The organism is Streptomyces fagopyri (genome assembly GCF_009498275.1).
GTDB classification, from domain to species: domain Bacteria; phylum Actinomycetota; class Actinomycetes; order Streptomycetales; family Streptomycetaceae; genus Streptomyces; species Streptomyces fagopyri.
Genome location: NZ_CP045643.1, coordinates 2,521,072 through 2,542,238, shown reverse-complemented (window position 1 = coordinate 2,542,238; position 21,167 = coordinate 2,521,072). Strand labels below are relative to the sequence as shown.

Here is a 21,167-nt window from a genome sequence, read left to right as displayed (position 1 = left end):
GAGTGTCCGAAAACCTTGGGGCCCGTGGTGCGGCGGGCGAGCGGCGGGACGGGTTCAACGGGTCCCGTCGGCGGCGAACTTCGCGACCGAGGCGACGTTCTCCTTGGTGACGAACGCCGGTCCGGTGAGCACGGGTGCCGTTCCGCCGCCGCTGAAGTTGCCGTTGGACCGGTAGAGCCAGAGCGAGTCCACCGCGAGATAGCCCTGGAGATAGGGCTGTTGGTCCACCGCGAACTGCACGTCCCCGCTCTGCACCGCCTTCACCAGGCTGCTGTTGAGGTCGAAGGTGGCGACCGCGGCCCTGCTGCCCGTCTGCTTGACGGACTTCACCGCACCGAGGGCGAACTGCGCGCCCATCATGACGACTTCGTCGATGCTCGGGTCCTGACGCAGTCTGGTCGCGACGGAGGCGGTGACCGCCTTCATGTCGGTGCCGTCGACGTAGAGCAGGTCGGTGTCGCCGGCGAACGCCTTCTTCACACCGGCGCAGCGCGCTTCCAGGGCGACGTTGCCCTGCTCGTGGATGACGCAGAGGGCGTGCTTGGCCTCGAGCTCGTCCAGCTTGTCGCCGAGCGCCCGGCCCGCGACGCTCTCGTCCTGGCCGAAGTACTCCAGCAGGCCCTCGGACCGCCAGGCGTCGATACCGGAGTTGAGGCCGACCACCGGTATGCCCGCGGCCTTGGCCGCCGTGACGGCGCCCTTCATCGCCTCCGGTTTGGCCAGGGTCACCGCGATGCCGTCGACGCGGTCACGGACCGCGTCCCGCACCAGGCTCGCCTGGCCCGCGGAGTCGGAGTCGCTCGCGTAGGTGAGGTCGATGTCGTCCTTGGCGGCCGCCGCCTGCGCGCCCTTCCGCACCATTTCCCAGAAGGCGTCCCCGTCGGCGCCGTGGGTGATCAGGGCGACCTTCATGTGGCCGGAGCCCGCCTTCTCCGCCGCTCCGGCGCTCGCGTCCGGTCCGCCGGAGCAGCCGGCCAGGAACAGGGCGCCGACGACGAGGACCGTGCCGTACGTGGATCTGGGGGAGTGGTGAGGTGTGGGGGACGTGTTCATCGGAGTGCGGCACCTCGCTGTGCGGCCCAGCAGAAGGACGGGGGGGGGAGTGAAGTCGGCGCGACCATCGGGCTGTTGCGCACGGGCTGTCGGACTTTCGTTGGGCCGGAGCCAATCGTGTGTGACGCGCGGCCGTCAAGTGAGCGGTCATGAGCGGGGAGTGCGCACGGTCGAGTCCAGGCCTTGCCGGACTCCTCAACGTCACCCCCTTGACAGGTGACGGGCAGCGTGTGAGGATCGGCCGAAACGTTCATGACGGGGAGGTTCGGGATGACGGGTGAGAAGCAGCGGCCGGGCGCGGCCGAGGCGGCGGTCCGGCGGGTCCGGTTCGGCGCGCTTCCGGAGCGGATCCGCCTGGAGGACACGGTCGAGGAACGGCCGGCCACGGTGCCGGACCCGGCGAGGGACGCGTACAACGAGGACGAGTGGCTCGTCCGCACGTGCCTGTGAGGCCACGGCGCGATGCAACGGCGCGGTGTCGCCCGTCGGCCCCGAGCGACGTCCCGTACGGGGCCGACGGGCGCCGTGGCGGCTGAGTGGTCCTGGACGCGCTGGGTACGCCAGGGCGTCGGCGCGCCCCGGGCCGCTGATCGGCACCGGGGCGCGCGGTCGTTCCGGGCCGCCGGTCGGCTCCGGGCCACGTGTGTGGGTTCCGGGCCGCCGGTCGGCTCCGGGCCGCGTGTGCGTTCCGGGCCGCCGGTCCGCCCAGGAGTTCCGCGGTCCGCGGTGCCGCGCCGGCGGACGCCACTGCGGGCATCGTCGTCCGGACGAGCCCGAGGCGGTGGCCTGCCCACCCCCGCACCCCGCACCCCCGTAGGACCCCACAGGGCCCCGTGAGACACGGCACGGGCCGGGTGGGACCGTCGCGTGGCGACGCCGTGGGCGCGGTCAGCCTCCGGCGAGGCCGTCCGCTTCGACGACCGCCCTCGCGAAGGCCTCCGGCGCTTCCTGCGGCACGTTGTGACCGGCGTCCGCCAGGCTCCTGTGCGCGTACGGCCCCGAGAACCGGTCGCGGTACGACGATCCGTCGCCGGCCGGGGTGAAGGGGTCCTTCCGCCCGTCGAGGGTGACGGTGGGCACCGCGACGGCGGGCCCCGCGGCGAGCTGTCGCTCCAGCCGGTCGTAGCGCGGGTCGCCCTGCGCCAGGCCGAGCCGCCAGCGGTAGTTGTGGATCACGATCGCGACGTAGTCCGGGTTGTCGAAGGCCTTCGCCGTCCGGTCGAACGTGGCGTCGTCGTAGTGCCACGTCGGGGAGTTGAACGTCCAGACCAGGCGTGCCAGGTCGGCCCGGTGCTCCTGGAGGCCGAGCCGTCCCCGCTCCGTGGCGAAGTAGAACTGGTACCACCACGCCCACTCGGCCCTCGGCGGCAACGGCAGCTTGTTGCGCTCGCGGTCGGTGATCAGATACCCGCCCACGGAGACCAGGGCCTTGCACCGCTCGGGCCGGAGCACGGCGATGATGTCGGCCGTCCGCGCTCCCCAGTCGAAACCGGCCAGCACCGCCTTCTCGATCTTGAGCGCGTCCATCAGCGCGACGATGTCGAGCGCGACCACCGACTGCTGGGCGTTGCGGAAGGTGTGGGCGGAGCGGAAACGCGTGGTGCCGTGGCCGCGCAGGTACGGGACGATCACCCGGTGGCCGCGTGCCGCCAGCAGCGGCGCGACCTCGACGAAGCTGTGGATGTCGTAGGGCCAGCCGTGCAGCAGGACGACCGGGGGGCCGTGGACGGGGCCGGCCTCCGCGTAGCCGATGCTCAGCTCACCGGCGTCGATCCGCCGGAGCGGGCCGAAGGACGCGTGCCCCGGCGGCGGTGCCGGCGAGGGCGCGGGCGTCGCCGTGGGATCCCCCGCCGCCCCGTCCGCGGCGGCGCCGGTGCCGGGCCACCCGATGAGCGACGCGCCGGCCGCGCCCGCTCCCACGATCTTGCCGAAGTTCCGTCTGTCGACCATCCGAGACCTTCCCGTCGCGGTCAGGGGACCGGCAGCGTCTGCTCGGCCCAGATCGTCTTCCCGGCGGAAGTCGTGCGGGTGCCCAGCGGTCGGTGAGCTGGGCGACGAGGAGCAGGCCGCGACCGCCCTCGTCGTAGGTGCGGGCTCTGCGCAGATGAGGAGAGGTGCTGCTGGTGTCGGTGACCTCGCAGATCAGGGCGCGGTCACGGATGAGCCGGAGCTGGATCGGCGCGCCGCCGTAGCGGATAGTGTTGGTGACCAGTGCGCTGACGACCAGTTCCGTCACACAGGCGATCTCGTCGAGTCCCCAGCGGGCCGGCCGCTCGGTCGCGCACTGCCGGGCGCCGGCGACCGCCGCCGGATCGGCGGGCAGGTCCCACACGGCCGCTCCAGGGCGAGCACGGGGCGGGCAGACGCGCAGGGCCAGTTCGCTCCGGCGCCCGTCCCAGTGCCGTACGGATACGATCGCGCCGCAGCTCGTGCGCAGGATCCGCCAGGCCGCGGCGGCGTCCCCGTCCACCAGGGCCGACACCGGACGTCCGGTGATCTCCGCGGCTGCGTAGCCGGTCAGCAGGCGGGCGCCCTCGCTCCAGCCCCTGACGATGCCGTGGGCGTCGACCACCGCCATGGCGTCGCCCCTTGCGGCCGCGCGCCCCGCATCGCTCGGCGATATCACCATATGTACAAGGATGCGGTGATCGGGCGGCCGCATCAACCCAGAGGTTGGAGCGGGCGCCGGGCGGTCCCGGGGGGCGCTCCGGGTGCGCCCGGGCCCCCGAAAGGCTTCCCCCGGGGACGGCGCGCTCTCGCGAGGACGCACCCTCTCGCGGCGGCGTGCCGTCCCGCGTGACGCGTCATCCCGCGTGATGCGTCATCGCGCCTGATGCACCGGCCCACGGGATGCACCGTCCCACGGCCACGTGCCGGCGCCGTGGAGGGTGTACCCCGTATCCCTGGATGTGCCCCGTATTCCTGCCGGAGGCCCCTGTCCCTGCCGGACCCCCCGCCCCGGCCTTCCGCCGCCTTGGACCCGGCCGGGGCGGGCTCTGCCGCCGGCCCCTTCCGGGCCCCGGGCTACGCCTTCGTCGCGGTCGTGTGCCGTTGCCGGCGCCCGCGCAGCAGACGCCGGCGCGGCTCCTGGTCGGGAAGCCAGCCGAAGGCCATGCAACTGCCGACCGCCCCGAGGAGCAGGCCGAGGAAGAAGCCGCCGAGGTTGGAGGTGAGCCAGGTGCCGAGCGAGAGGAGGATGCCGAGCAGTGAGTAGAACAGGCGCTGCGCCGGGTTGAAGAGGATCAGCAGACCGCACACGAGCATGACCGTCGGCAGCAGATAGCCCGCCACGCCCTGCATGCCGATGTGCATGACGACCTTGAGGGACGCCTTCTCGGTCAGGAGGATCTCCGCCCCTCCCAGGGTGAGCAGCAGCCCGCCCCAGAAGGGGCGGCGGGCGCGCCACCGCCGGAAGTCCGACCTCGGATTCCGGGGCCGGGTCATCAGCAACCCGTGCCGCTGAAGCGGAGCTTGAGGCCCGGGAGCTTGAACACGGCAGCGGTGGTGGCGTAGTTGGTCTGCCGGAGGTTGCCGATGTGGACGGTGTCGGCCTGCTGGCTGAAGACGCCCTTGTTCCCCTGGACGCCGGCCTTGTCGAGCGTGCTCGCGTCGTTGCCGATCTCGATGTTCCCGAAGGACGCGTCGCCCGACAGCTCGGTCGAGTCGGTGGTCAGGTTCGTCGCCTGCACCTTGTCGGCGCCGCCGCCCGCGGTGATGACCAGGTTGGTGCCGCCCAGGTCGACGCTCTGGCACAGCTTGGTGAGCGTCGCGTTCTTGATGGCGGAGGTGACGACCAGGACCTGGCCGCCGGTGTCGCCGGCGTTCGGGCTGTCCTCGGCCATGTTGTCGAGGTTCCCGAACTGCTCGAAGCCGGTGCCGTTCAGCTCCGTGGCCGTCACGACGAACGGCATCCCGGAGATCGCGAACTGCACGCCCAGGGCGCCCTGGGCGGTGAGGATCATCAGTCCCGCGGCGATCGCGGTGGCGGGCACCGCCATCACCGCGGCGCGGCGCAGGCGGACCCGCCCGCGCCTGTCGGAACCGCTTTCGGGGTTCACGGGGGTGGGACCGGTGGACGCCGTGGCGTCCGAGGACGAGGCCATGTTCTGCTCCCTGGACATAGTCAACGCAGGTGCGGCTTGAGCGGCACGTGTCCTGGCGCGGACAGGGCTGCGGCGTACGCCTCCTCGCGACTCCCGGCGATCGCAAGGGCTTTCTCGTTACGCAGCAGTAGCCTTCCCGGAAGTTACCGGGGGTTACATGCGCGGGTCAAGGGACTTGTGGCAAGCGGATGTCGATTGTGTGGCATCTGTGTGCACGGCTTCCCCGTGATGACCCGCTGACCTCCAACTTCCGTACTGCGCCTTGACGTTGAGCATCCATCAGGTCTACAACTCAGCCTTGTTTCCGATGGATCCGTGGCGCCGGGTCCGTCAGCACGGCGCATGTCACCCTCCCGGCCCCGCCCCCTGCGGCGGGGCGTGCGTGACACCTTTGGACGTCCCGTGCGCATCCTCGTCACCGTCGTCACCCCCCACGGCACCGACACGGCCGCCTCCCCCCTCGGGGTCGTGCCCGGTAGCCCCTCGCCACTGCCGGTCCGTCGCGTACGGAGAAGGCGTCACGGGCCGGCAGTGGTCTCCAGCTCCGCGTCCACCGGGACGGCCAGGACCACGCCTCCCCGGTGGGCCCGGGACCGCACCTCCGTCTGCAACCAGGCCCCGCACCCCCGTCAGATCAGAAAGAGGCACCCCCATGCGTACGCGATCCCTGTTCGCCCTCGTCGGTGTCGCCGCGGCCCTCTCGGTCTCCGCGATCTCCCCCGCCTCCGCCGACGACACCCCGGTGCTCACCGCGGGCGGCGCCGCCGTCGCGAGCGGCGATGTGCTGACCGCCTCGCTCGCGAGCGGCACCAAGGCCACCCTCTACTCCAGCAGCACCGGCACGAGCGGCGTCTCCTGTGCCGCCTCGGCCTTCACCGCCACGGCCACCGACAACCCGACGGCCCCCGGCGCCGCCACCGAGTCGCTCACCGGCCACACCTTCGGGAGTTGCACCAGCAACGTCATCGGTGTGCTCGGTGTCACCGGCGTCACGGTCAACAACCTCCCGTACACCACCACGGTCGCCTCCGACGGCACGGTCACCGTCACCCCGGCGGCCGGCTCGACCATCCAGACCACCGTCGTGCTGCGCACTCTTCTCGGCAGCATCACCTGCGTCTACCAGGCGCCCAGCCTGACCGGCACGGCGAGCAACTCCGACAACAGCATCACCTTCACCAACCAGCAGTTCGCGAAGGCATCGGGCTCGTCCCTGTGCTTCGGCAACGGCTACTTCACCGCCAAGTACGCCCCCGTCACCGACACCACCCAGTCGGGCAGCCCGGTGGTCACCGTCAACTGACCGGCCACCGGACCACCGGTCACCGCCGGCGTCGCAGCGTGAGCGCGACGCCCGCGGTGAGCAGGAGGGCCGCCGCTCCCCCCGCCCCCGCGACGAGGGGGAGCGAGCCACTGCCTCCGGACGAGTTGTCGGCGGCCGGAGCGAGGTGGTCGGGCGCGGACACCTGCGACGCGGACGGTGTGGCCGGCCGCGAGGGCGTCGGCGACGCTCCGGCGGGGGACTTCGCCGGACTCGTGGCCTTCCCGGCCGCGGTGGCGGATGCGGTCGTCCGCGCCACCGGTGCCGTGGTCGCCGCCCTGCCCCCACCACTTCCCGTGCCGCGGGCCGCGGCGGGGAAGACCACGTCCGAGCACGAGTAGTACGTGTCCGTCGTGCTCGTGTTCTGCCAGATCGTGTACAGCATCTGACGGCCGGTGCGGTCGGACGGCAGCGTGGCCCTGATCCGGTACGCGCCCTTCACCAGCGCCGGGTCGGTGGCCGTGGCGAACGGCTTCGCCGGCAGGTCGGACCAGGTCAGGGGTTTGGACGGGTCGTAACCGGGCTTGCTCAGATACAGCTTGAAGGTTCCCGTGTGCGGAATCGTCGAACTGTAGGACAGGGTGAAGGCCGCTCCCGGTGTCATCCGGGTCGAGGGCCAGTCGGCGCGGGCGAGGTCGAGACCCTTGTAGGCGGGCAGGTTCCCGCTGCACAGCTTGCCGTCGGGGATCACCTGCCGGTCCCTGCCGTTGACGCCGGCGACCCGGAGGTTGTCCCACGCGGTGAAGGGCGCGCCGTTCGCCGCGATCGCCGCCCGGCAGGCCGCGGTGCGGTTGTCGCCGCCGCCCTCGGGGGAGCAGGCCACCACCCGGCTGACCGGATCCGTCGGCGCTCCGTGCGCCTGGGCCGGTCCCGCGGCCCACGTCAGCAGGAGCAGCGGGGCCGCCGCGGCGACTGCGGCCGCGGTGGCGGTGCGGTGTGCGGTCATCCGGTGGGTCTCCTCGACGGCTGGGATGCGGGTGGGGCCGTACCGCGACTCGCGGCGACGGTCACAGGGCTGCGACACGGAACGGCCGAAGGGCCGCACCGCACGGTGGAGTACGGGTGCGCACGGCCGTGTGTTCAGATCCGGGAGGCGAGGGCGCGACCGTGTGGCCGGATCCGGTGGGCGGTGCGGGCCGCCGGACGTCCGGATCCGGGGTACGGGGGTGTGACGCGGAGTCGGGGAATCGGGGAATCGGGGAAGTGGACACCCCGGCGCGCGGGGACCTTCGCGGGGCCGGGCGCGGACGTGCGGGGACCCCATCGCGGTGCCGGGCGCGGACGTGTGGGAAGCATCGCCGGGTCGGGGCGCGGACGTGCGGGGACCATGCCGGGCCGGACCTCGACGCGCCGCCGCGGCCCGCTGCCGGCTCGGCGGGTACCGAGGACCCAGCCGGTACGGTGAGCCGCATGCCTGAGCCCGCCGATTCCGCCGAACCCCCCGCTCGCGCCGACGCGCCCGTGATCCTCGGCGACGTACCGGGCTCGTTCCCGCGGAGCGTGCTGGCCGAACGGCATCCGGCACTCATCCGGAAGGTGCGGGACGCCTTCCCGTACGGCCCCGATCGGCAGCGCGCGCTCGACGCCCTGCTGAAGAACTCCGCGGAGGGCGTCCTCGAACCGCTCGACGCGGGGGCGGCGGACCGCGAGCGGTGGGAGGTCTGGGGCGGCTCGGAGCACTTCGGCCGGTCCTGGTTCGACGTGCCCTTCCTCTGGTCGGAGAGCTACTTCTACCGTCGGCTCCTCGACGCCGTCGGCTACTTCGTGCCCGGCCCCTGGCAGGGTGTCGACCCCTTCCGGCCGTTCAAGCTCGCCGAGCTCGACACCCCGGAGGCGGAAGCGGAACTCGTCGCGCTCGACGAGCTCGCCGAGCGGCCCGCGGCGGACCGGGAGGAGGCGCTCCTGCTGGGCTCGCTGTGGGGCAACCGCGCGGACCTCGGCTTCCGGCTCGGGGCCGGGGGTGACGGGACGGCCACCGACTCCCCACTGGTGGTGGACGAGGGCGAGGCGCTGCGGTCCCTGTTCGCCGGCGGCACCCTCTGTCTGGTCGCCGACAACTCCGGCCGGGAACTCATCCCCGATCTGCTGCTCATCGACCACCTGCTGAGCGGTCGTCGCGTCGAGCGGGCCGTCCTGCACGTGAAGCCGTACCCCTACTACGTCTCCGACGCCACGACCGCCGACGTGGTCGACGCCCTGCGCCGCCTCACGGCCGCGACCGGGGCGGCCGGGGCGTCGGGCCACCGCCTGTGGTCGGCGATGACCGACGGCCGCCTCACGGTCCGGGCGCACCCCTTCTCCTGCGCGCCCCTTCCCTACGCCGACATGCCGGACGACCTGCGCCGGGAGTTCGCCGGGGCCGACGTCACGATCATGAAGGGCGACCTGAACTACCGCCGCCTCGTCGGTGACCGGCACTATCCGGCCACCACCCCGTTCGCCGGCACGACCGCTTACTTCCCCGGCCCGGTGGCCGCTCTGCGCACGCTCAAGTCCGACGTGGTCGTCGGCCTCGACCCCCGCACCGAGACCGCGCTCGTCGCGGACCGGGACCAGCGCTGGCGCACCGGCGGCACCCATGCGCTGATCCAGGTCAGGCGCTGAGACGTCAGGCTCGGCCCACCCGCACGGGAAGGGACTTGAGGCCGTTGATGAAGTTCGAGAGGAGACGGCGCGGGGCTCCGGCCGTGGTCAGTGACGGCAGGGCGCGTGACGACTCCTCGTAGAGCACGCGGAGTTGCAGCCGCGCGAAGTGCGCGCCGAGGCAGACGTGCGGCCCGTCGCCGAAGGAGACGTGAGGGTTGGGGGAGCGGGCCAGGTCGACCCGGTGCGGGTCGGTGAAGACGCGCTCGTCGTGGTTGGCCGAGGCGTGGAAGACGACCACCTTGTCGCCCGCGCGGATGCGCCGTCCCGCCAGCTCGGTGTCGACGGCGGCGGTACGGCGGAAGGTGAGGACGGGTGGGTGCAGGCGCAGCAACTCGTCGACGGCCGTGTCGAATCCGACCCTCCCGGCGCGCAGGGCGGCGTACGCGTCCGGGTGCCGGGCGAGCGTCAGTAGCCCGCCCGGGGCCGCACCGCGCACGGTGTCGTTGCCCGCGATCGTCAGCAGGAAGAAGAACATCTCCAGTTCCTCGGGGGCGAGTTCGGGGTCGTTGGCGAGCGTGGTCATCACGTCGTCGCCCGGATGGGTCCTCTTGTGGAGGGCCAGCCGGTGCGCGTAGGCGAACATGTCCCGCAGCAGGGCCGGGGAGCGCGGATCGACGGGCCTGCCGTGCGCGTCGAGGACGGGATCGCCCGCCTCGTCGGGGTCCTGGTAGCCGATCACGCGACGCGTCCAGTGCAGCAGCAGGCCGCGGTCGCACTCCGGTACGCCGAGCAGGTCCGTGAGGTTGAGCAGGGCGTAGTCGTCGGTGACGGAGGCGACGAGGTCGCACCGTCCGTCACCCGCGCGGGCCTCGCGGACCGCGCCTTCGAGCAGGGAGCGGGCCCGTCCGCGGACGACCGAGGTGAAGTGTTCGATCCGGCGGGGCGTGAAGGCGCGACTGACCAGACGTCTCAGCCGGCCGTGGTCCGGGGGATCCTGATTGAGCATCATCCGGCGGATGAACGGCAGGTCGTCCGGGTCGGGGTCCCGGATCTGGGTCGCTCCGAGACGCGAGGAGTACGTCGCCGCGTCCTTGAGCACCCGGACGACGTCCGCGTGCCGGGTCACGGCCCAGAACCCGGTTCCGGCGGGCCAGCCGAGCACCTCGGTTTCGTCCTGCCAGGCCACGGGGTGGTGGTCGCGCAGCGTGCGGTAGGCGGCGTACGGGACCCCGTCGGCGTACTGCCGGGGGTCGAAGACGTCGGGGACGGGCGGCGCGGTGTCCCGTACGCTCATGCCTCGCTCCCGGCCCTGGCGGTGTCCGCTTCCTCGGTGCGCGGGAACGGCTCCATCACGCGGGCCGGGTGGAGCGGGCTCGCGACCGTCGCGCGGTACCTGGTCCGGGCCGGTTCACGGAGTTCCGCGCCCGGGTACCAGCGCGTCCGGGTCTCCCGCGTCCGGGTCTCCCGCGGCGGGGCCGCCAACAGCGCGGGGGCCGGCGCGCCGGCCGTGTCCCTCGTCCCCCCGGGGCCGCGCGGGCCGGCGAGCGTGTACGGGAACGCGGCGCGGTCGGGGCCGGCCGGCACGGCCGCGCACGCGGACCAGCCGTGCACGGCGGTCACCCGGTGGGCGCCGTCGCCGTGCACTTCATGGGGGAGTACGAAGGAGGTCATGCGTCCACGCTGACCTCCGGCGCACGGGTCGGCAAGAGTGCCCAAGGCGGTCCGGCCCGGCCCGGCCTGACATGACGGGACCGGATGAGACCGGATGAGACCGGATGAGACCGGATGGGACCGGGCGGGACCCGACGGGGTTCGAAGGGGTTCGACGGGACCGGACGGGCCATTTCGTAGGGATTCACGCGATGGTGTGATCATGTCCCGTTGGGTGGATGTGCCCGGAGGGCCCTGGGTAGGGCCCGGCCATGACGCAGCCGTTCGAACTCCCGCACTTCTACATGCCGTATCCCGCGCGGCTGAACCCGCACCTCGACGAGGCACGCGCCCATACGGTCGAATGGGCCCGGGGGATGGGCATGCTGGAGGGTTCCGGCATCTGGGAACAGTCCGACCTCGACGCGCACGACTACGGCCTGCTGTGCGCGTACACACACCCCGACTGCGACGGCCCGGCCCTCTCGCTCATCACCGACTGGTACGTGTGGGTCTTCTTCTTCGACGACCACTTCCTGGAGACCTTCAAACGCACCCAGGACCGCCAGGGCGGCAAGGCCTACCTGGACCGGCTGCCCCTGTTCATGCCCCTGGACCTCTCCGCCCCCGTGCCGGAGCCGCAGAACCCGGTCGAGGCGGGGCTGGCCGACCTGTGGGCACGCACCGTGCCCTCGATGTCGCTCGGATGGCGCGAGCGCTTCGCCGTCTCCACCGAGCACCTGCTGAACGAGTCGATGTGGGAGCTGTCCAACATCAACGAGGGGCGGGTCTCCAACCCCGTCGAGTACATCGAGATGCGCCGCAAGGTGGGCGGAGCCCCCTGGTCGGCCGGGCTCGTCGAGTACGCGACCGCCGAAGTGCCCGCCCCGGTGGCCGGGTCGAGGCCGCTGCGGGTGCTGATGGAGACGTTCTCGGACGGCGTGCACCTGCGCAACGACCTGTTCTCCTACCAGCGGGAGGTCGAGGAGGAGGGCGAACTCAGCAACGGCGTCCTCGTCCTGGAGACCTTCTTCGGCTGTACCACCCAGCAGGCCGCCGAGACCGTCAACGACATCCTCACCTCGCGCCTCCACCAGTTCGAGCACACGGCCCTGACCGAGGTCCCGGCGCTCGCCGTGGAGAACGGACTCACCCCGGACCAGGTCGCCGCGGTCGCCGCGTACACCCAGGGGCTCCAGGACTGGCAGTCGGGCGGCCACGAGTGGCACATGCGCTCCAGCCGGTACATGAACGAAGGCGCCCTGGAGGAGGACCGGCCGTTCGGAGGCGGTGTGCTCGGCACCTCCGCGCTGGACGTCGGCGCCCTGCTCTCCGCCGCCGGGGCGGAGCGGCTGCGCGCGTACACCCATGTCCCGTTCCAGAAGGTCGGCCCGTCGCGACTGCCCGATTTCCTCATGCCGTTCGAGGTGACGCTCAGCCCCCACCTCGACGGGGCCCGGCACCGCCTCACCGACTGGATGTACGCCATGGGCATGCTCCAGGAGGGCGTCTGGGACGAGGACAAGCTGGACGCGTACGACCTTCCGCTGTGCGCGGCCGGCATCCATCCGGACGCCACCGCGGACGCCCTCGACATCAGCTCGCAGTGGCTGGCCTGGGGGACGTACGGGGACGACTACTATCCGCTCGTCTTCGGCAACCGCCGCGACCTGGCCACGGCCAAACTGGTCACCGCGCGTCTGTCGGCCTGCATGCCCGTGGACGGTGAGGAGGTCCCCGTCCCCGCCAACGGCATGGAACGCGGCCTCATCGACCTCTGGCAGCGCACCGCCGCCGGCATGAACACCGACGAGCGGCGGCAGTTCCGGTCCGCGATCGACGTGATGACGGAGAGCTGGGTGTGGGAACTGTCCAACCAGATCCAGCACCGCATCCCCGATCCGGTCGACTACCTGGAGATGCGCCGGGCCACCTTCGGCTCGGAGCTCACCATGAGCCTGTGCCGCCTGAGCCACGGCCGGAAGGTCCCGCCGGAGGTCTACCGCAGTGGCCCCGTCCGGTCGCTGGAGAACGCGGCGATGGACTACGCGATGCTCCTGAACGACGTCTTCTCGTACCAGAAGGAGATCGAGTACGAGGGCGAGATCCACAACGGCATCCTCGTCGTCCAGAACTTCTTCGGCTGCGACTACCCGACCGCGCTCGGTGTCGTCCACGACCTGATGACCCAGCGCATGCAGCAGTTCCAGCACGTCGCCGCCCATGAACTCCCCATCCTGTACGAGGACTTCAAGCTCTCGGAGGAGGTGCGCGAGATCATGGAGGGCTATGTCGGGGAGCTGCGGAACTGGTTGGCCGGAATCCTCAAGTGGCACCAGGAATGCCGCCGTTACGGCGCCGAGGACCTCGCCCGCCGCTCCCACGGCTTCGTGCCGGACCTGGTACCCGGGGTTCCGTTCGGCGGTCCGGGCCACGGCCCCGCGCCGGTCCTCACCGTTCCTTCCGCTCTCCCCGCCCCCTTCGTCCCGTCCGCTCACCTGGTGTCGGCGCCGGTACCGGCGCCGGCGGTGGAGACGGAGACCGCGCCCGCGATCCGTCTGCCCGCCGGGGTGGGAGCCGGGGGCATCGGGGGAGCGGGGGAGTTCAGGCTTCCGAAGGGCACGGGAGCGGCCGCCGAGTTCACCCTGTCCCCGGGTCCCGAAGCGTCGCCCGCCTCGCCCGCGTCTCCGGAATCGCTTGATCCCATCGAGTCGACCGACCGGGTGGGGGCCTGGAAGGCACCGTCCGCGCCGACGGTGCCGTGGCCGAGGTGACGCCCGGTCGCCTGGTGCCGCGACGGGGCGATCGTCCCCTGCCGCGGCGCTAGGCGCGGCTCCGCCCGGCGGACGCCCTGCCCGCCGCGGAGAGGCTCGTGAACAGCTCCGCGGCGGCCGCGGTGACCTCCCGGACCTCCTTCGTGAGTGACGCGTCGTCGCCGGCGGCTTCGGCGGCGGCGCGGGCGAGCGCGTGGTGCTCCTGGACGACGTACACGCCCAGGTTGGTGTCCCGCCACCGCGCCGTCGTGTCGTCGGCGGGGTCCGCCAGGGTGTCGCGCAGTGCCGCCAGCGTGTCGGCGGCCTGACCGAAACGGCCCTCCTCCCGCTCCAGCCGGGCGAGTCCAAGGAGCGCCGAGACACGGTCGCGGGCCGTGGTCCGCAGCGGCAGGCACAGACGCTGGGCGCGCAGGGCCTGGAAGGTGTCCCCCAACTGCTCGAACTCGTGGACGAGGGAACCCAGTCGCCCCGCGAGGAGGCGGTCCGGGGTTCCGCCGTCGCGCTCGGCGGCGTACGCACGCAGGTCGATGTCGTCCAGCGCGCGGATCAGCGCGGCGCGGGCGAGTTCGGCCAGGCCCTGGTCGCGGGCGAGGCCGGTCCAGGTGAACAGCGGCTCGTCCGCCGGATCGGCGCCGAAGAACGAGTCGTCCAGATCGCGCGCCCACCTGAGCAGTTCGGCCGGTTCCGCGCCCGGCTCGGGCATGCCTCCCAGTCCGCACCAGGTGTCGAAGTCCGACTCCCGCACCTCCAGCAGCAGCGGCAGATCCTCGGGGAGACCGCGCAGGCCCACCAGGACGGCGGCGAGACGCAGTTCGTCGGTCATGGACGCCTCGGCCTCGTGACGCAACAGGTGCCGCAGCAGCGGCAGATCACCCTCGCGCCGGTCGAACTGGGCGGCACGCAACGCGAGCGCGCGCCGCGTCCGGTCCCCGGCCACCTCGTCCCACGCGGCGCCCGCCCGCAGCAGCGCCAGATCGGCGCGGCCCCGCGCGAGGACCGTCTCCCACAGCGCCGGACGGGGGTGCGGGTCCAGGAGGTCGTGGGCGCCGCCCTCCTCGGCGTCGAGCAGCAGGAAGTCGGGCTCCGTCCGGAGCAGGGCGGCGTGCAGCAGGCCGACGAGCCGGGTCGGGGAACGCTCGGGCAGGCCGAGTCCGGCGCGCAGTTCGGTCCGCTCGTCGTCGATCGCGCGGTACTCCCGGATCTCCCCCTCCGTCCGGGCGACCGCCGCGAGGACGCGCTCCTCCCCGTCGGCCGGCGCGAGCCCCAGGTGGTCGTGCCAGCCGGGCAGACCGACCAGCACCTCCAGCGCCTCGTCCACGCTGTCGCCGATGACTCCGGCCGAACCCTCGGAGTCCGCGTACAGCACGGAGCCGTCCCCGCACACGAAGTACGTGCCTCCCGTGTCGTCGCCCGCTATCGGCTCCAGCGGACCGCCGGAGGCGAGCCGCACGGCCTCGGCGTGCTCGGCCCGGCCGAGGTCGAAGCCGAAGGGGAACGCGGCCAGTCCGGCCAGGCGGGGGTTCTCCCGCAGCAGACGCAGAGCGTGATCGGTCATGTCACCGAACGTAACAGCCGCCACCGACAACGGGACTTCGCTCGCACACGGGTGTCAGTCTCACTCGTTCGTGAATCGTCGTGCGCCGGGGCGCGGGGTAGCAACAGCCGGGGGGCGGTCCGCAGAGCAGAGCAGGTGCCGGAGGCGATCCATGGAACAGACCGCGTTGCGTCCCAAACCGATGCCCGGTCAGGAGCCGGACGGCGACGGCCGTCCGGCACCGGCCGTCCGGCGCCCGCACGCCGTGCGACGCCGCGGCAGGCGGCTGATGTCGCTGCTCTTCGGCCTCTTCGTCGGGACCGTCCTGGTCCTGTCGGGCGTCGGGCTCGGCACCGTGGGAGCCACGGTGATCGGCATGAGCAGGCTGGCGGACCTGCAGAAGCAGGCCGGCGACGCCGGGGCCGGGCAGGAGCAGCAAGGCCAGGACCATGGACGGGGTCCGGGGCACGCGCGGGGACGGAGCCCGGGGCCCGCAGCGGGTGCCGAGAGCGGGTCGCCCCGGTCCGCGCCCACCCGGGGAGGCGCGGAGGCGCTCACCACGGCGACGCTCGGGGTAGAGGCCGTCGACGCGTCCGGGGGCGCCGGCGCGCTGCTCACGGGTGTCCACGACCCCGGCCCGGGTCACACCGCCGGTCTGGTCCGCGGAGACGTGCTCGACGCCTTCGACGGGACCCGCGTCGGCTCGGCCGCCGACCTGGCGCGGGCCGTGGCCGCGGCGCACCCGGGGAGCACCGTGACGCTCGGTGTGCGCCACGCCGACGGCGGACGTCAGCGGCTGACCGCCGTCCCGGGCATCGTGACCTGACGCGGTCGGCGGCCGGCTCGCTCCCGGTCCCTCGACCGGCCGTCACGGGCGGCCGAGGTCCGCCGGGTCCCAGGTCACGGAGGCATACCATCGTCCGTAGGACCCCCGGATCGGCCCGTGGCCGCCGCGAGCGGCTCGCGGGAGCCACGGCGAGGGGGCAGGATGCTGCCCGTAGCCCCTGGGGGGAACTCGGACATGCGGAGGCATGGATGACCGGCACGCCCACGCCCTTCACCGCCGGTGACTACGAGGCCCGGATGCGGCGCGCGGCCGAGGCCGCCACGGAGGCCGGACTCGACGGCCTCCTGGTCGCCCCCGGGCCCGACCTGGTGTGGCTGACGGGCTACCGGCCGGGGGAGACCGAGCGGCTCACCCTGCTGGTGCTGCGGGCCGGACAGGACCCCGTGCTCGTGGTGCCCACCCTTGAGGCACCGGACGCGGCGGCCGCGGCGCCCACGCTGACCCTCCGCGACTGGACCGACGGCAAGGACCCCTACGAGGCCACCGCGTCCCTCGTCGACGCGGACGGCCGCTTCGGCGTCAGCGACAACGGCTGGGCACTGCACCTGCTCGCCCTCCAGAGAAGGCTGCCCGACTCCCGCTACGTCGCCCTCACCGAATCCCTCCCGATGCTCCGCGCCGTCAAGGACGCGGCGGAACTGGAGCGGCTGGCGGCCGCGGGCGCCGCCGCCGACGCGACGTACGAGGAGATCCGCAAGGTTCCCTTCGGGGGACGCAGGGAGACCGACGTCGCGGCCGACCTCGCCGATCTGCTCCGGCAGTTCGGGCACTCCCAGGTCGACTTCACGATCGTCGCCTCGGGGCCCAACGGCGCCAATCCGCACCACGACGCGGGCGACCGTGTCATCGAGCGCGGCGACATGGTCGTCCTCGACTTCGGCGGTCTCAAGCACGGCTACGGCTCCGACACCTCCCGTACCGTCCACGTCGGCGAACCGGACGCCGAGGAGCGCGAGGTCCACGACGTGGTGCGCGCGGCCCAGGAAGCGGGCGTCGCGGCGGTCCGGCCGGGTGCCGCCTGCCAGGACGTCGACCGGGCGGCCCGCGCGGTCGTCGCCGGGGCGGGGTACGCGGACCGCTTCATCCACCGCACCGGCCACGGCATCGGCGTCACCACGCACGAACCGCCCTACATGATCGAGGGCGAGGAGCAGCCCCTCGTACCCGGGATGTGCTTCTCGGTGGAGCCCGGCATCTATCTGCCCGGCCGCTTCGGGGTGCGCATCGAGGACATCGTGACGGTGACCGAGGAGGGCGGATGGCGCCTCAACACCACGTCCCGCGAGATGGCGATCGTCGACTGAGCGGCCACCGGGAGCGGCACGGCGCGACCACGCCCCGGGCACCGGCACCGACCGCGGACACCGTCGGCCGGCTGGTCCGTTCACTGACCGCCGGCGACGGGCCCGCCGGCGCGGGACCGGAGGTACGGCCCGTGACCGAGGGCGGCGAGCAGTGCGCCTGGTGGGTCGGCGGCCGGCACGTGCTGCGGCTCACCCGGGACCAGGGGGCGGCGACGCGCGCACGCCGGGAGCTGAGGGTGCGCGACCTGGTCCGCCCGCTGGTCGGCGTCGCCGTGCCGCAGAGCGTCGCGCACGGGGACTGGGCGGTCGGACTGGCCTACACCCTGGACACCAGACTGCCCGGCCGCTCCGGCGCGACGCAGGCCGTGTCGGCCGTCGGGGAGGCTGACCTGGCCGCCCTGCTCACCGGGCTGCGCGAGGTGCCCGTACGGCAGGCGGAGTCGCTCGGCGTGCCCCGCGCCGAACCGCGCTCCCTGGAGGAGCTGCGGGCGGCCGCCGAACGGGCCGCCGGGCAACTGGCCGCCGAGGACGAGTTCGACCCCGCGAACCTCGCCCAGCTCACCGCGGACGCCGCCGTCCAGCTCGCGGCCCGGACCGCCGCCGCCGTCCTCGTGCACCACGATCTCCGGGGCGAACACCTGGTGGTGAGCGCGGACGGGCGGGTGCGGGGCGTCGTCGACTGGGCCGACGCGGTCCTCGGGGACCCCGCCGAGGACATCGCCGGCCTCGCCCTGTCCGTCGGCGCCCCCGCCGCCGTACGTGCCGCCACCCTCGCCGGATACGGCGCCCGCCCCTGCCTGCGCGGCCTGTGGCTGTCGCGCTGCGACGCGGTGATCCGGCTCGCCGACCGGCTCGCGGGCCGTGACGACAGCCCCCTGCCGCCGCTGCGCGGCCAACTCCGCCGCGCCTGGGAGTCGATCCTCCTGGAACGGGTCACGGAACTGCCGGGCGACGACTGAGGCACCCGGCCCCCGGCCCCCGGCACTCCGTCGAGCCCGCGAGCGACGCGGGGTCCGTCCCGGCCGGAGCATCCCGCACGGTCTCGCACCCGCACGCACGCTCACGTCGGCAGTGCGGGGTCCGCCGCGCGTGGTCGGCGGTCCGAAGCCCGCTTGTCCGAGCCCGAGCCCGAGCCCGCGGCCGGCGGCTCGCCCGAGCCCGCGGCCGGCGGCCCGCAGTCCGCTCGCCCAAACCCGCGGTCCGCTGTCCGTATCCCGCTGTCCGCAGGCCGCTCAGCCCGAGCAGCCCGGTGTCCGCGCCCTCACGCCCGTGCGCGTCCTCACGCCTGCGTCAGCACCACGCACGACTTGCCGGGCACGCTCAGCAGCCCGTCGGCGTCCGGCGTCCGCACCGGCTCCCACGCGGCCAGCACGCGCGCCCGGCTCAGGCCCAGCGGGATCCCGGCGGCCTCCTTGCCGAGGTTCACCGCCACCCGGACGTCCCCGCGCCGCAGGGCGAGCCAGCGGGCCCCCTCGTCGTGGGCGATCCTGACCGCGGCGAGATCGGGGTCCGCGAGGTCCGGGTGACTCCGGCGCAGGGCGATCAGGTCGCGGTACCAGGCCAGCATTCGCGCGTGGAGCGCCTCCTGCGGCTCCGACCAGTCCAGACAGGAACGCTCCCGTGTCGCCGGGTCCTGCGGGTCGGGGACGTCCTCCTCGGCCCAGCCGTGCGCCGCGAACTCCCGGCGCCTGCCCCGTCGTACGGCATCCGCCAGCCCGGGGTCGGTGTGGTCGGTGAAGAACTGCCAGGGCGTGCCCGCGGCCCACTCCTCCCCCATGAACAGCATCGGCGTGAAGGGGCCGGTGAGCGTCAGCGCGGCCGCGCAGGCCAGCAGCCCGGGGGAGAGCGACGCCGAAAGGCGGTCCCCCTGGGCGCGGTTGCCGATCTGGTCGTGGGTCTGGGAGTAGCCCAGCAGCCGGTGTGCCGGGACCCGGGTACGGTCGAGCGGGCGGCCGTGGCGGCGCCCCCGGAAGCTCGAATACGTGCCGTCGTGGAAGAAACCCGACGTCAGCGTCTTGGCGAGAGCCGTGAACGGGGCTTCGGCGAAGTCCGCGTAGTAGCCCTGCGCCTCACCGGTCAGCGTGGCGTGCAGCGCGTGGTGGAAGTCGTCGTTCCACTGGGCGTGCAGCCCGAGACCGCCCTCCTCGCGGGAGGAGATCAGCCGAGGGTCGTTCAGGTCCGACTCGGCGATCAGGAAGAGCGGCCGGCCCAGGTCGTCCGCGAGCGTGTCCACGGCCGTCGACAGCTCCTCCAGGAAGTGCAGCGCGCGGGTGTCGCGCAGCGCGTGCACCGCGTCCAGCCGCAGCCCGTCCAGCCGGTAGTCCCGCAGCCACGCCAGCGCGCTGCCGACGAGATACGCCCGCACCTCGTCCGAACCGGGCGCGTCCAGGTTCACGGCGGAGCCCCAGGGCGTCTGATGGGTGTCCGTGAAGTACGGCCCGAACGCCGGCAGGTGGTTCCCGGACGGCCCGAGATGGTTGTGCACCACGTCGAGGACGACGCCGAGGCCCAGCTCGTGCGCCCGGTCGACGAAACGCTTCAGCGCCTCGGGGCCGCCGTACGGCTCGTGCACCGCCCACGGCGAGACACCCTCGTAGCCCCATCCGTGCCGCCCGGGGAACGGGCACAGCGGCATCAACTCGACGTGGGTGACGCCCAGTTCCGCGAGATGTCCGAGCCGCTCGGCGGCCGAGTCCAGGGTGCCCCCGGGGGTGTACGTCCCCACGTGCAGCTCGTACAGGACCGCGCCCGGCAGTGGACGGCCGGCCCACTCGGCGCGCCAGTCGTACCGCTCCTGGACGACCACCGCGCTCAGCCCGTCGGGGCCGTCCGGCTGCCGCCGCGAGCGCGGATCGGGCAGTACGGGGCCGTCGTCCACCGCGAACCCGTAGCGCGTCCCGTCCCGCGCCTCCGCGTCTCCCGTCCACCATCCGGCGCGCTCCGGATCGCGCTCCAGCGCGCTCGTGGCGCCCTCGCGGTGGAGTGCCACCCGGTCGGCCTGCGGTGCCCACACCTCGAACCGCACTGACGGTTCCCCCTTGTCCGCTCTCCGTGACGTAGCCCGTCCATGGTGCGGCACACGAGATCGATTCGCGCTCCTCTCCACCCATTTGCCGCGCGTTCGCCATGTCATGGACGCGCGGCGGGAACGTGTCGGTGGCGGCGGCCGTTTCCGGGTCTTCTGGACACCCCGCCCCTCCTGACCGACAATCACCAGCGTGACGTCGTCTTTCGAGTTCCACACGTACCCCGCGCGGTTGTCCGACGCGGAACGCGACCGGGCGCTCAAGGCCCTGCGTGACGGCGTCGCTCTCGGACGTCTCTCGCACGACACGTTCGTCCGCCGCATGGAACTGGCGCTCTCCGCCCGCCGGTCCGACGAACTCGCCGTGCTCACCGCCGACCTGGCCACCGAGGGCCGCTGGTCGAAGCTGGTGTTCGGCACCGTCGAGGCGGTCTCCGGCTTCACCGTACGGGTGCGCAGGGCCTGGCAGGCCGAGCGGCTTCCGAAGCTGCTGCTGCCGCACCCGGGCAACGGCTACCCGCTGCGGATCGGCCGCGACCCCGCGAGCGGGCTGCGGCTCAACCACGAGACGGTGTCGCGGATCCATGCCGAGCTGAGCCGCCAGGGCGGCCTGTGGGTCCTGCGTGACCTGGGGTCGACCAACGGGACGACGGTCAACGGACGGCGGGTGATCGGCGCCGCCGTCGTCCAGGACGGCGACCAGATCGGTTTCGGACGGATGCTCTTCCGGCTGTCGTCCACCTGATCCACATGGCCCGACCGGCCGACATGGTCCGTCTGGTCCACCCGGTCGTCCTCGTGCTTCCGGTCCTCCTCGTCCTTGTGACCCCCCGGTCCGTCCTGTCGCCCCGGCTCCGGCACGTCTCCCTCCTCAGGGACGGCCGGATCGAGCTCTGGCCTGGGTTTCACTCAGCGATTTCCTCGCCTTCCCTTACGTTCCGCGGTGTTGACGTTCCTTCACAGTCGTGAC

Annotated in this window: 17 protein-coding genes and 2 pseudogenes; 8 read left to right on the top strand and 11 right to left on the bottom strand. The window is 73.1% G+C overall.

Going from position 1 to position 21,167, the window contains the following annotated elements; genetic code table 11:
• Window positions 1-54: 54 nt before the first annotated feature.
• On the bottom strand, window positions 55-1,053 hold the full coding sequence (locus tag GFH48_RS10820) for a substrate-binding domain-containing protein (RefSeq protein ID WP_153288056.1): 999 nt from the start codon (window positions 1,051-1,053) through the stop codon (window positions 55-57).
• A 270-nt stretch (window positions 1,054-1,323) separates the two neighbouring features.
• Between GFH48_RS10820 and GFH48_RS10815 the strand changes: the two genes are divergently transcribed.
• A complete protein-coding gene (locus GFH48_RS10815; protein ID WP_194280550.1) occupies window positions 1,324-1,503 on the top strand; it encodes a hypothetical protein in 180 nt (59 codons plus the stop codon).
• 438 nt (window positions 1,504-1,941) lie between these two features.
• Here GFH48_RS10815 and GFH48_RS10810 read toward each other — a convergent pair whose 3' ends face one another.
• The 5 genes and pseudogenes from GFH48_RS10810 to GFH48_RS10790 all read right to left on the bottom strand — a co-directional run bounded on the left by GFH48_RS10810 (window position 1,942) and on the right by GFH48_RS10790 (window position 5,156).
• Window positions 1,942-3,003, bottom strand: coding sequence for an alpha/beta fold hydrolase (locus GFH48_RS10810; RefSeq protein ID WP_153288054.1), 1,062 nt, complete (start codon window positions 3,001-3,003; stop codon window positions 1,942-1,944).
• Window positions 3,004-3,023: 20 nt separating this feature from the next.
• Window positions 3,024-3,388, bottom strand: a pseudogene (locus GFH48_RS39080) (ATP-binding protein); the annotation flags it as partial.
• Between the two features lie 180 nt (window positions 3,389-3,568).
• A pseudogene (locus tag GFH48_RS40105) lies at window positions 3,569-3,631 on the bottom strand (hypothetical protein); the annotation flags it as partial.
• Window positions 3,632-4,077: 446 nt separating this feature from the next.
• Window positions 4,078-4,497, bottom strand: coding sequence for a DUF6114 domain-containing protein (locus GFH48_RS10795; RefSeq protein WP_194280549.1), 420 nt, complete (start codon window positions 4,495-4,497; stop codon window positions 4,078-4,080).
• The gene (locus tag GFH48_RS10790) at window positions 4,497-5,156 is read right to left on the bottom strand and encodes a DUF6230 family protein (RefSeq protein WP_153288052.1); all 660 of its coding nucleotides are present in this window, start codon (window positions 5,154-5,156) and stop codon (window positions 4,497-4,499) included. The genes GFH48_RS10795 and GFH48_RS10790 overlap by 1 nt, the downstream gene beginning before the upstream one ends.
• A 652-nt stretch (window positions 5,157-5,808) precedes the next feature.
• Between GFH48_RS10790 and GFH48_RS10785 the strand changes: the two genes are divergently transcribed.
• Window positions 5,809-6,459, top strand: a complete 651-nt coding sequence (locus tag GFH48_RS10785; RefSeq protein ID WP_153288051.1) for a Tat pathway signal sequence domain protein — start codon at window positions 5,809-5,811, stop codon at window positions 6,457-6,459.
• Window positions 6,460-6,478: 19 nt separating this feature from the next.
• On the opposite strand, the gene GFH48_RS10780 is transcribed toward GFH48_RS10785, so the two are convergent.
• The gene (locus tag GFH48_RS10780) at window positions 6,479-7,423 is read right to left on the bottom strand and encodes a lytic polysaccharide monooxygenase auxiliary activity family 9 protein (RefSeq protein WP_153288050.1); all 945 of its coding nucleotides are present in this window, start codon (window positions 7,421-7,423) and stop codon (window positions 6,479-6,481) included.
• Window positions 7,424-7,887: 464 nt separating this feature from the next.
• Between GFH48_RS10780 and GFH48_RS10775 the strand changes: the two genes are divergently transcribed.
• Window positions 7,888-9,081 (top strand): damage-control phosphatase ARMT1 family protein, encoded by a 1,194-nt coding sequence (locus GFH48_RS10775; RefSeq protein ID WP_153288049.1) that lies wholly within the window; start codon window positions 7,888-7,890, stop codon window positions 9,079-9,081.
• Window positions 9,082-9,085: 4 nt separating this feature from the next.
• Here GFH48_RS10775 and GFH48_RS10770 read toward each other — a convergent pair whose 3' ends face one another.
• Window positions 9,086-10,357, bottom strand: a complete 1,272-nt coding sequence (locus GFH48_RS10770; protein WP_153288048.1) for a cytochrome P450 — start codon at window positions 10,355-10,357, stop codon at window positions 9,086-9,088.
• Window positions 10,354-10,734 carry a hypothetical protein gene (locus GFH48_RS39070; protein WP_228120514.1) on the bottom strand — a complete coding sequence of 127 codons (381 nt, stop codon included), beginning with the start codon at window positions 10,732-10,734 and terminating at the stop codon, window positions 10,354-10,356. Before GFH48_RS39070 ends, GFH48_RS10770 begins: the two co-directional genes overlap by 4 nt.
• 251 nt (window positions 10,735-10,985) lie before the next feature.
• Here GFH48_RS39070 and GFH48_RS10760 point away from each other — a divergent pair, with 251 nt between their 5' ends.
• A complete protein-coding gene (locus tag GFH48_RS10760) occupies window positions 10,986-13,487 on the top strand; it encodes a terpene synthase family protein (protein ID WP_228120512.1) in 2,502 nt (833 codons plus the stop codon).
• A gap of 49 nt (window positions 13,488-13,536) precedes the next feature.
• Here the strand turns inward: GFH48_RS10760 and GFH48_RS10755 are convergent, their stop codons facing one another.
• The gene (locus GFH48_RS10755; protein ID WP_153288047.1) at window positions 13,537-15,042 is read right to left on the bottom strand and encodes a hypothetical protein; all 1,506 of its coding nucleotides are present in this window, start codon (window positions 15,040-15,042) and stop codon (window positions 13,537-13,539) included.
• 151 nt (window positions 15,043-15,193) lie between these two features.
• Here GFH48_RS10755 and GFH48_RS10750 point away from each other — a divergent pair, with 151 nt between their 5' ends.
• The 3 genes from GFH48_RS10750 (at window position 15,194) to GFH48_RS10740 (ending at window position 18,131) form a co-directional block, all read left to right on the top strand.
• Entirely contained in the window at window positions 15,194-15,847 is a 654-nt protein-coding gene (locus GFH48_RS10750; RefSeq protein WP_153288046.1) for a PDZ domain-containing protein, read from the top strand.
• A gap of 209 nt (window positions 15,848-16,056) precedes the next feature.
• Complete coding sequence (locus tag GFH48_RS10745; protein WP_153288045.1) at window positions 16,057-17,172, top strand: aminopeptidase P family protein; 1,116 nt, start codon at window positions 16,057-16,059, stop codon at window positions 17,170-17,172.
• Entirely contained in the window at window positions 17,127-18,131 is a 1,005-nt protein-coding gene (locus tag GFH48_RS10740) for an aminoglycoside phosphotransferase family protein (RefSeq protein WP_153288044.1), read from the top strand. Before GFH48_RS10745 ends, GFH48_RS10740 begins: the two co-directional genes overlap by 46 nt.
• Window positions 18,132-18,451: 320 nt before the next feature.
• On the opposite strand, the gene treZ is transcribed toward GFH48_RS10740, so the two are convergent.
• On the bottom strand, window positions 18,452-20,197 hold the full coding sequence (treZ, locus tag GFH48_RS10735) for a malto-oligosyltrehalose trehalohydrolase (protein WP_153288043.1): 1,746 nt from the start codon (window positions 20,195-20,197) through the stop codon (window positions 18,452-18,454).
• Window positions 20,198-20,390: 193 nt separating this feature from the next.
• Between treZ and GFH48_RS10730 the strand changes: the two genes are divergently transcribed.
• A complete protein-coding gene (locus tag GFH48_RS10730) occupies window positions 20,391-20,942 on the top strand; it encodes a DUF1707 and FHA domain-containing protein (protein WP_153288042.1) in 552 nt (183 codons plus the stop codon).
• The last annotated feature ends 225 nt before the right edge of the window (window positions 20,943-21,167 follow it).

Bases quoted from the DNA above. Each gene is read 5' to 3' on its own strand.
- GFH48_RS10770 (WP_153288048.1), bottom strand. From the start codon at position 10,357: ATGAGCGTACGGGACACCGCGCCGCCCGTCCCCGACGTCTTCGACCCC.
- GFH48_RS10790 (WP_153288052.1), bottom strand. From the start codon at position 5,156: ATGGCCTCGTCCTCGGACGCCACGGCGTCCACCGGTCCCACCCCCGTG.
- GFH48_RS10820 (WP_153288056.1), bottom strand. From the start codon at position 1,053: ATGAACACGTCCCCCACACCTCACCACTCCCCCAGATCCACGTACGGC.
- GFH48_RS10780 (WP_153288050.1), bottom strand. From the start codon at position 7,423: ATGACCGCACACCGCACCGCCACCGCGGCCGCAGTCGCCGCGGCGGCC.
- GFH48_RS10750 (WP_153288046.1), top strand. From the start codon at position 15,194: ATGGAACAGACCGCGTTGCGTCCCAAACCGATGCCCGGTCAGGAGCCG.
- GFH48_RS39070 (WP_228120514.1), bottom strand. From the start codon at position 10,734: ATGACCTCCTTCGTACTCCCCCATGAAGTGCACGGCGACGGCGCCCAC.
- GFH48_RS10785 (WP_153288051.1), top strand. From the start codon at position 5,809: ATGCGTACGCGATCCCTGTTCGCCCTCGTCGGTGTCGCCGCGGCCCTC.
- GFH48_RS10740 (WP_153288044.1), top strand. From the start codon at position 17,127: ATGGCGCCTCAACACCACGTCCCGCGAGATGGCGATCGTCGACTGAGC.
- GFH48_RS10775 (WP_153288049.1), top strand. From the start codon at position 7,888: ATGCCTGAGCCCGCCGATTCCGCCGAACCCCCCGCTCGCGCCGACGCG.
- GFH48_RS10755 (WP_153288047.1), bottom strand. From the start codon at position 15,042: ATGACCGATCACGCTCTGCGTCTGCTGCGGGAGAACCCCCGCCTGGCC.
- GFH48_RS10795 (WP_194280549.1), bottom strand. From the start codon at position 4,497: ATGACCCGGCCCCGGAATCCGAGGTCGGACTTCCGGCGGTGGCGCGCC.
- GFH48_RS10745 (WP_153288045.1), top strand. From the start codon at position 16,057: ATGACCGGCACGCCCACGCCCTTCACCGCCGGTGACTACGAGGCCCGG.
- GFH48_RS10810 (WP_153288054.1), bottom strand. From the start codon at position 3,003: ATGGTCGACAGACGGAACTTCGGCAAGATCGTGGGAGCGGGCGCGGCC.
- GFH48_RS10760 (WP_228120512.1), top strand. From the start codon at position 10,986: ATGACGCAGCCGTTCGAACTCCCGCACTTCTACATGCCGTATCCCGCG.
- GFH48_RS10815 (WP_194280550.1), top strand. From the start codon at position 1,324: ATGACGGGTGAGAAGCAGCGGCCGGGCGCGGCCGAGGCGGCGGTCCGG.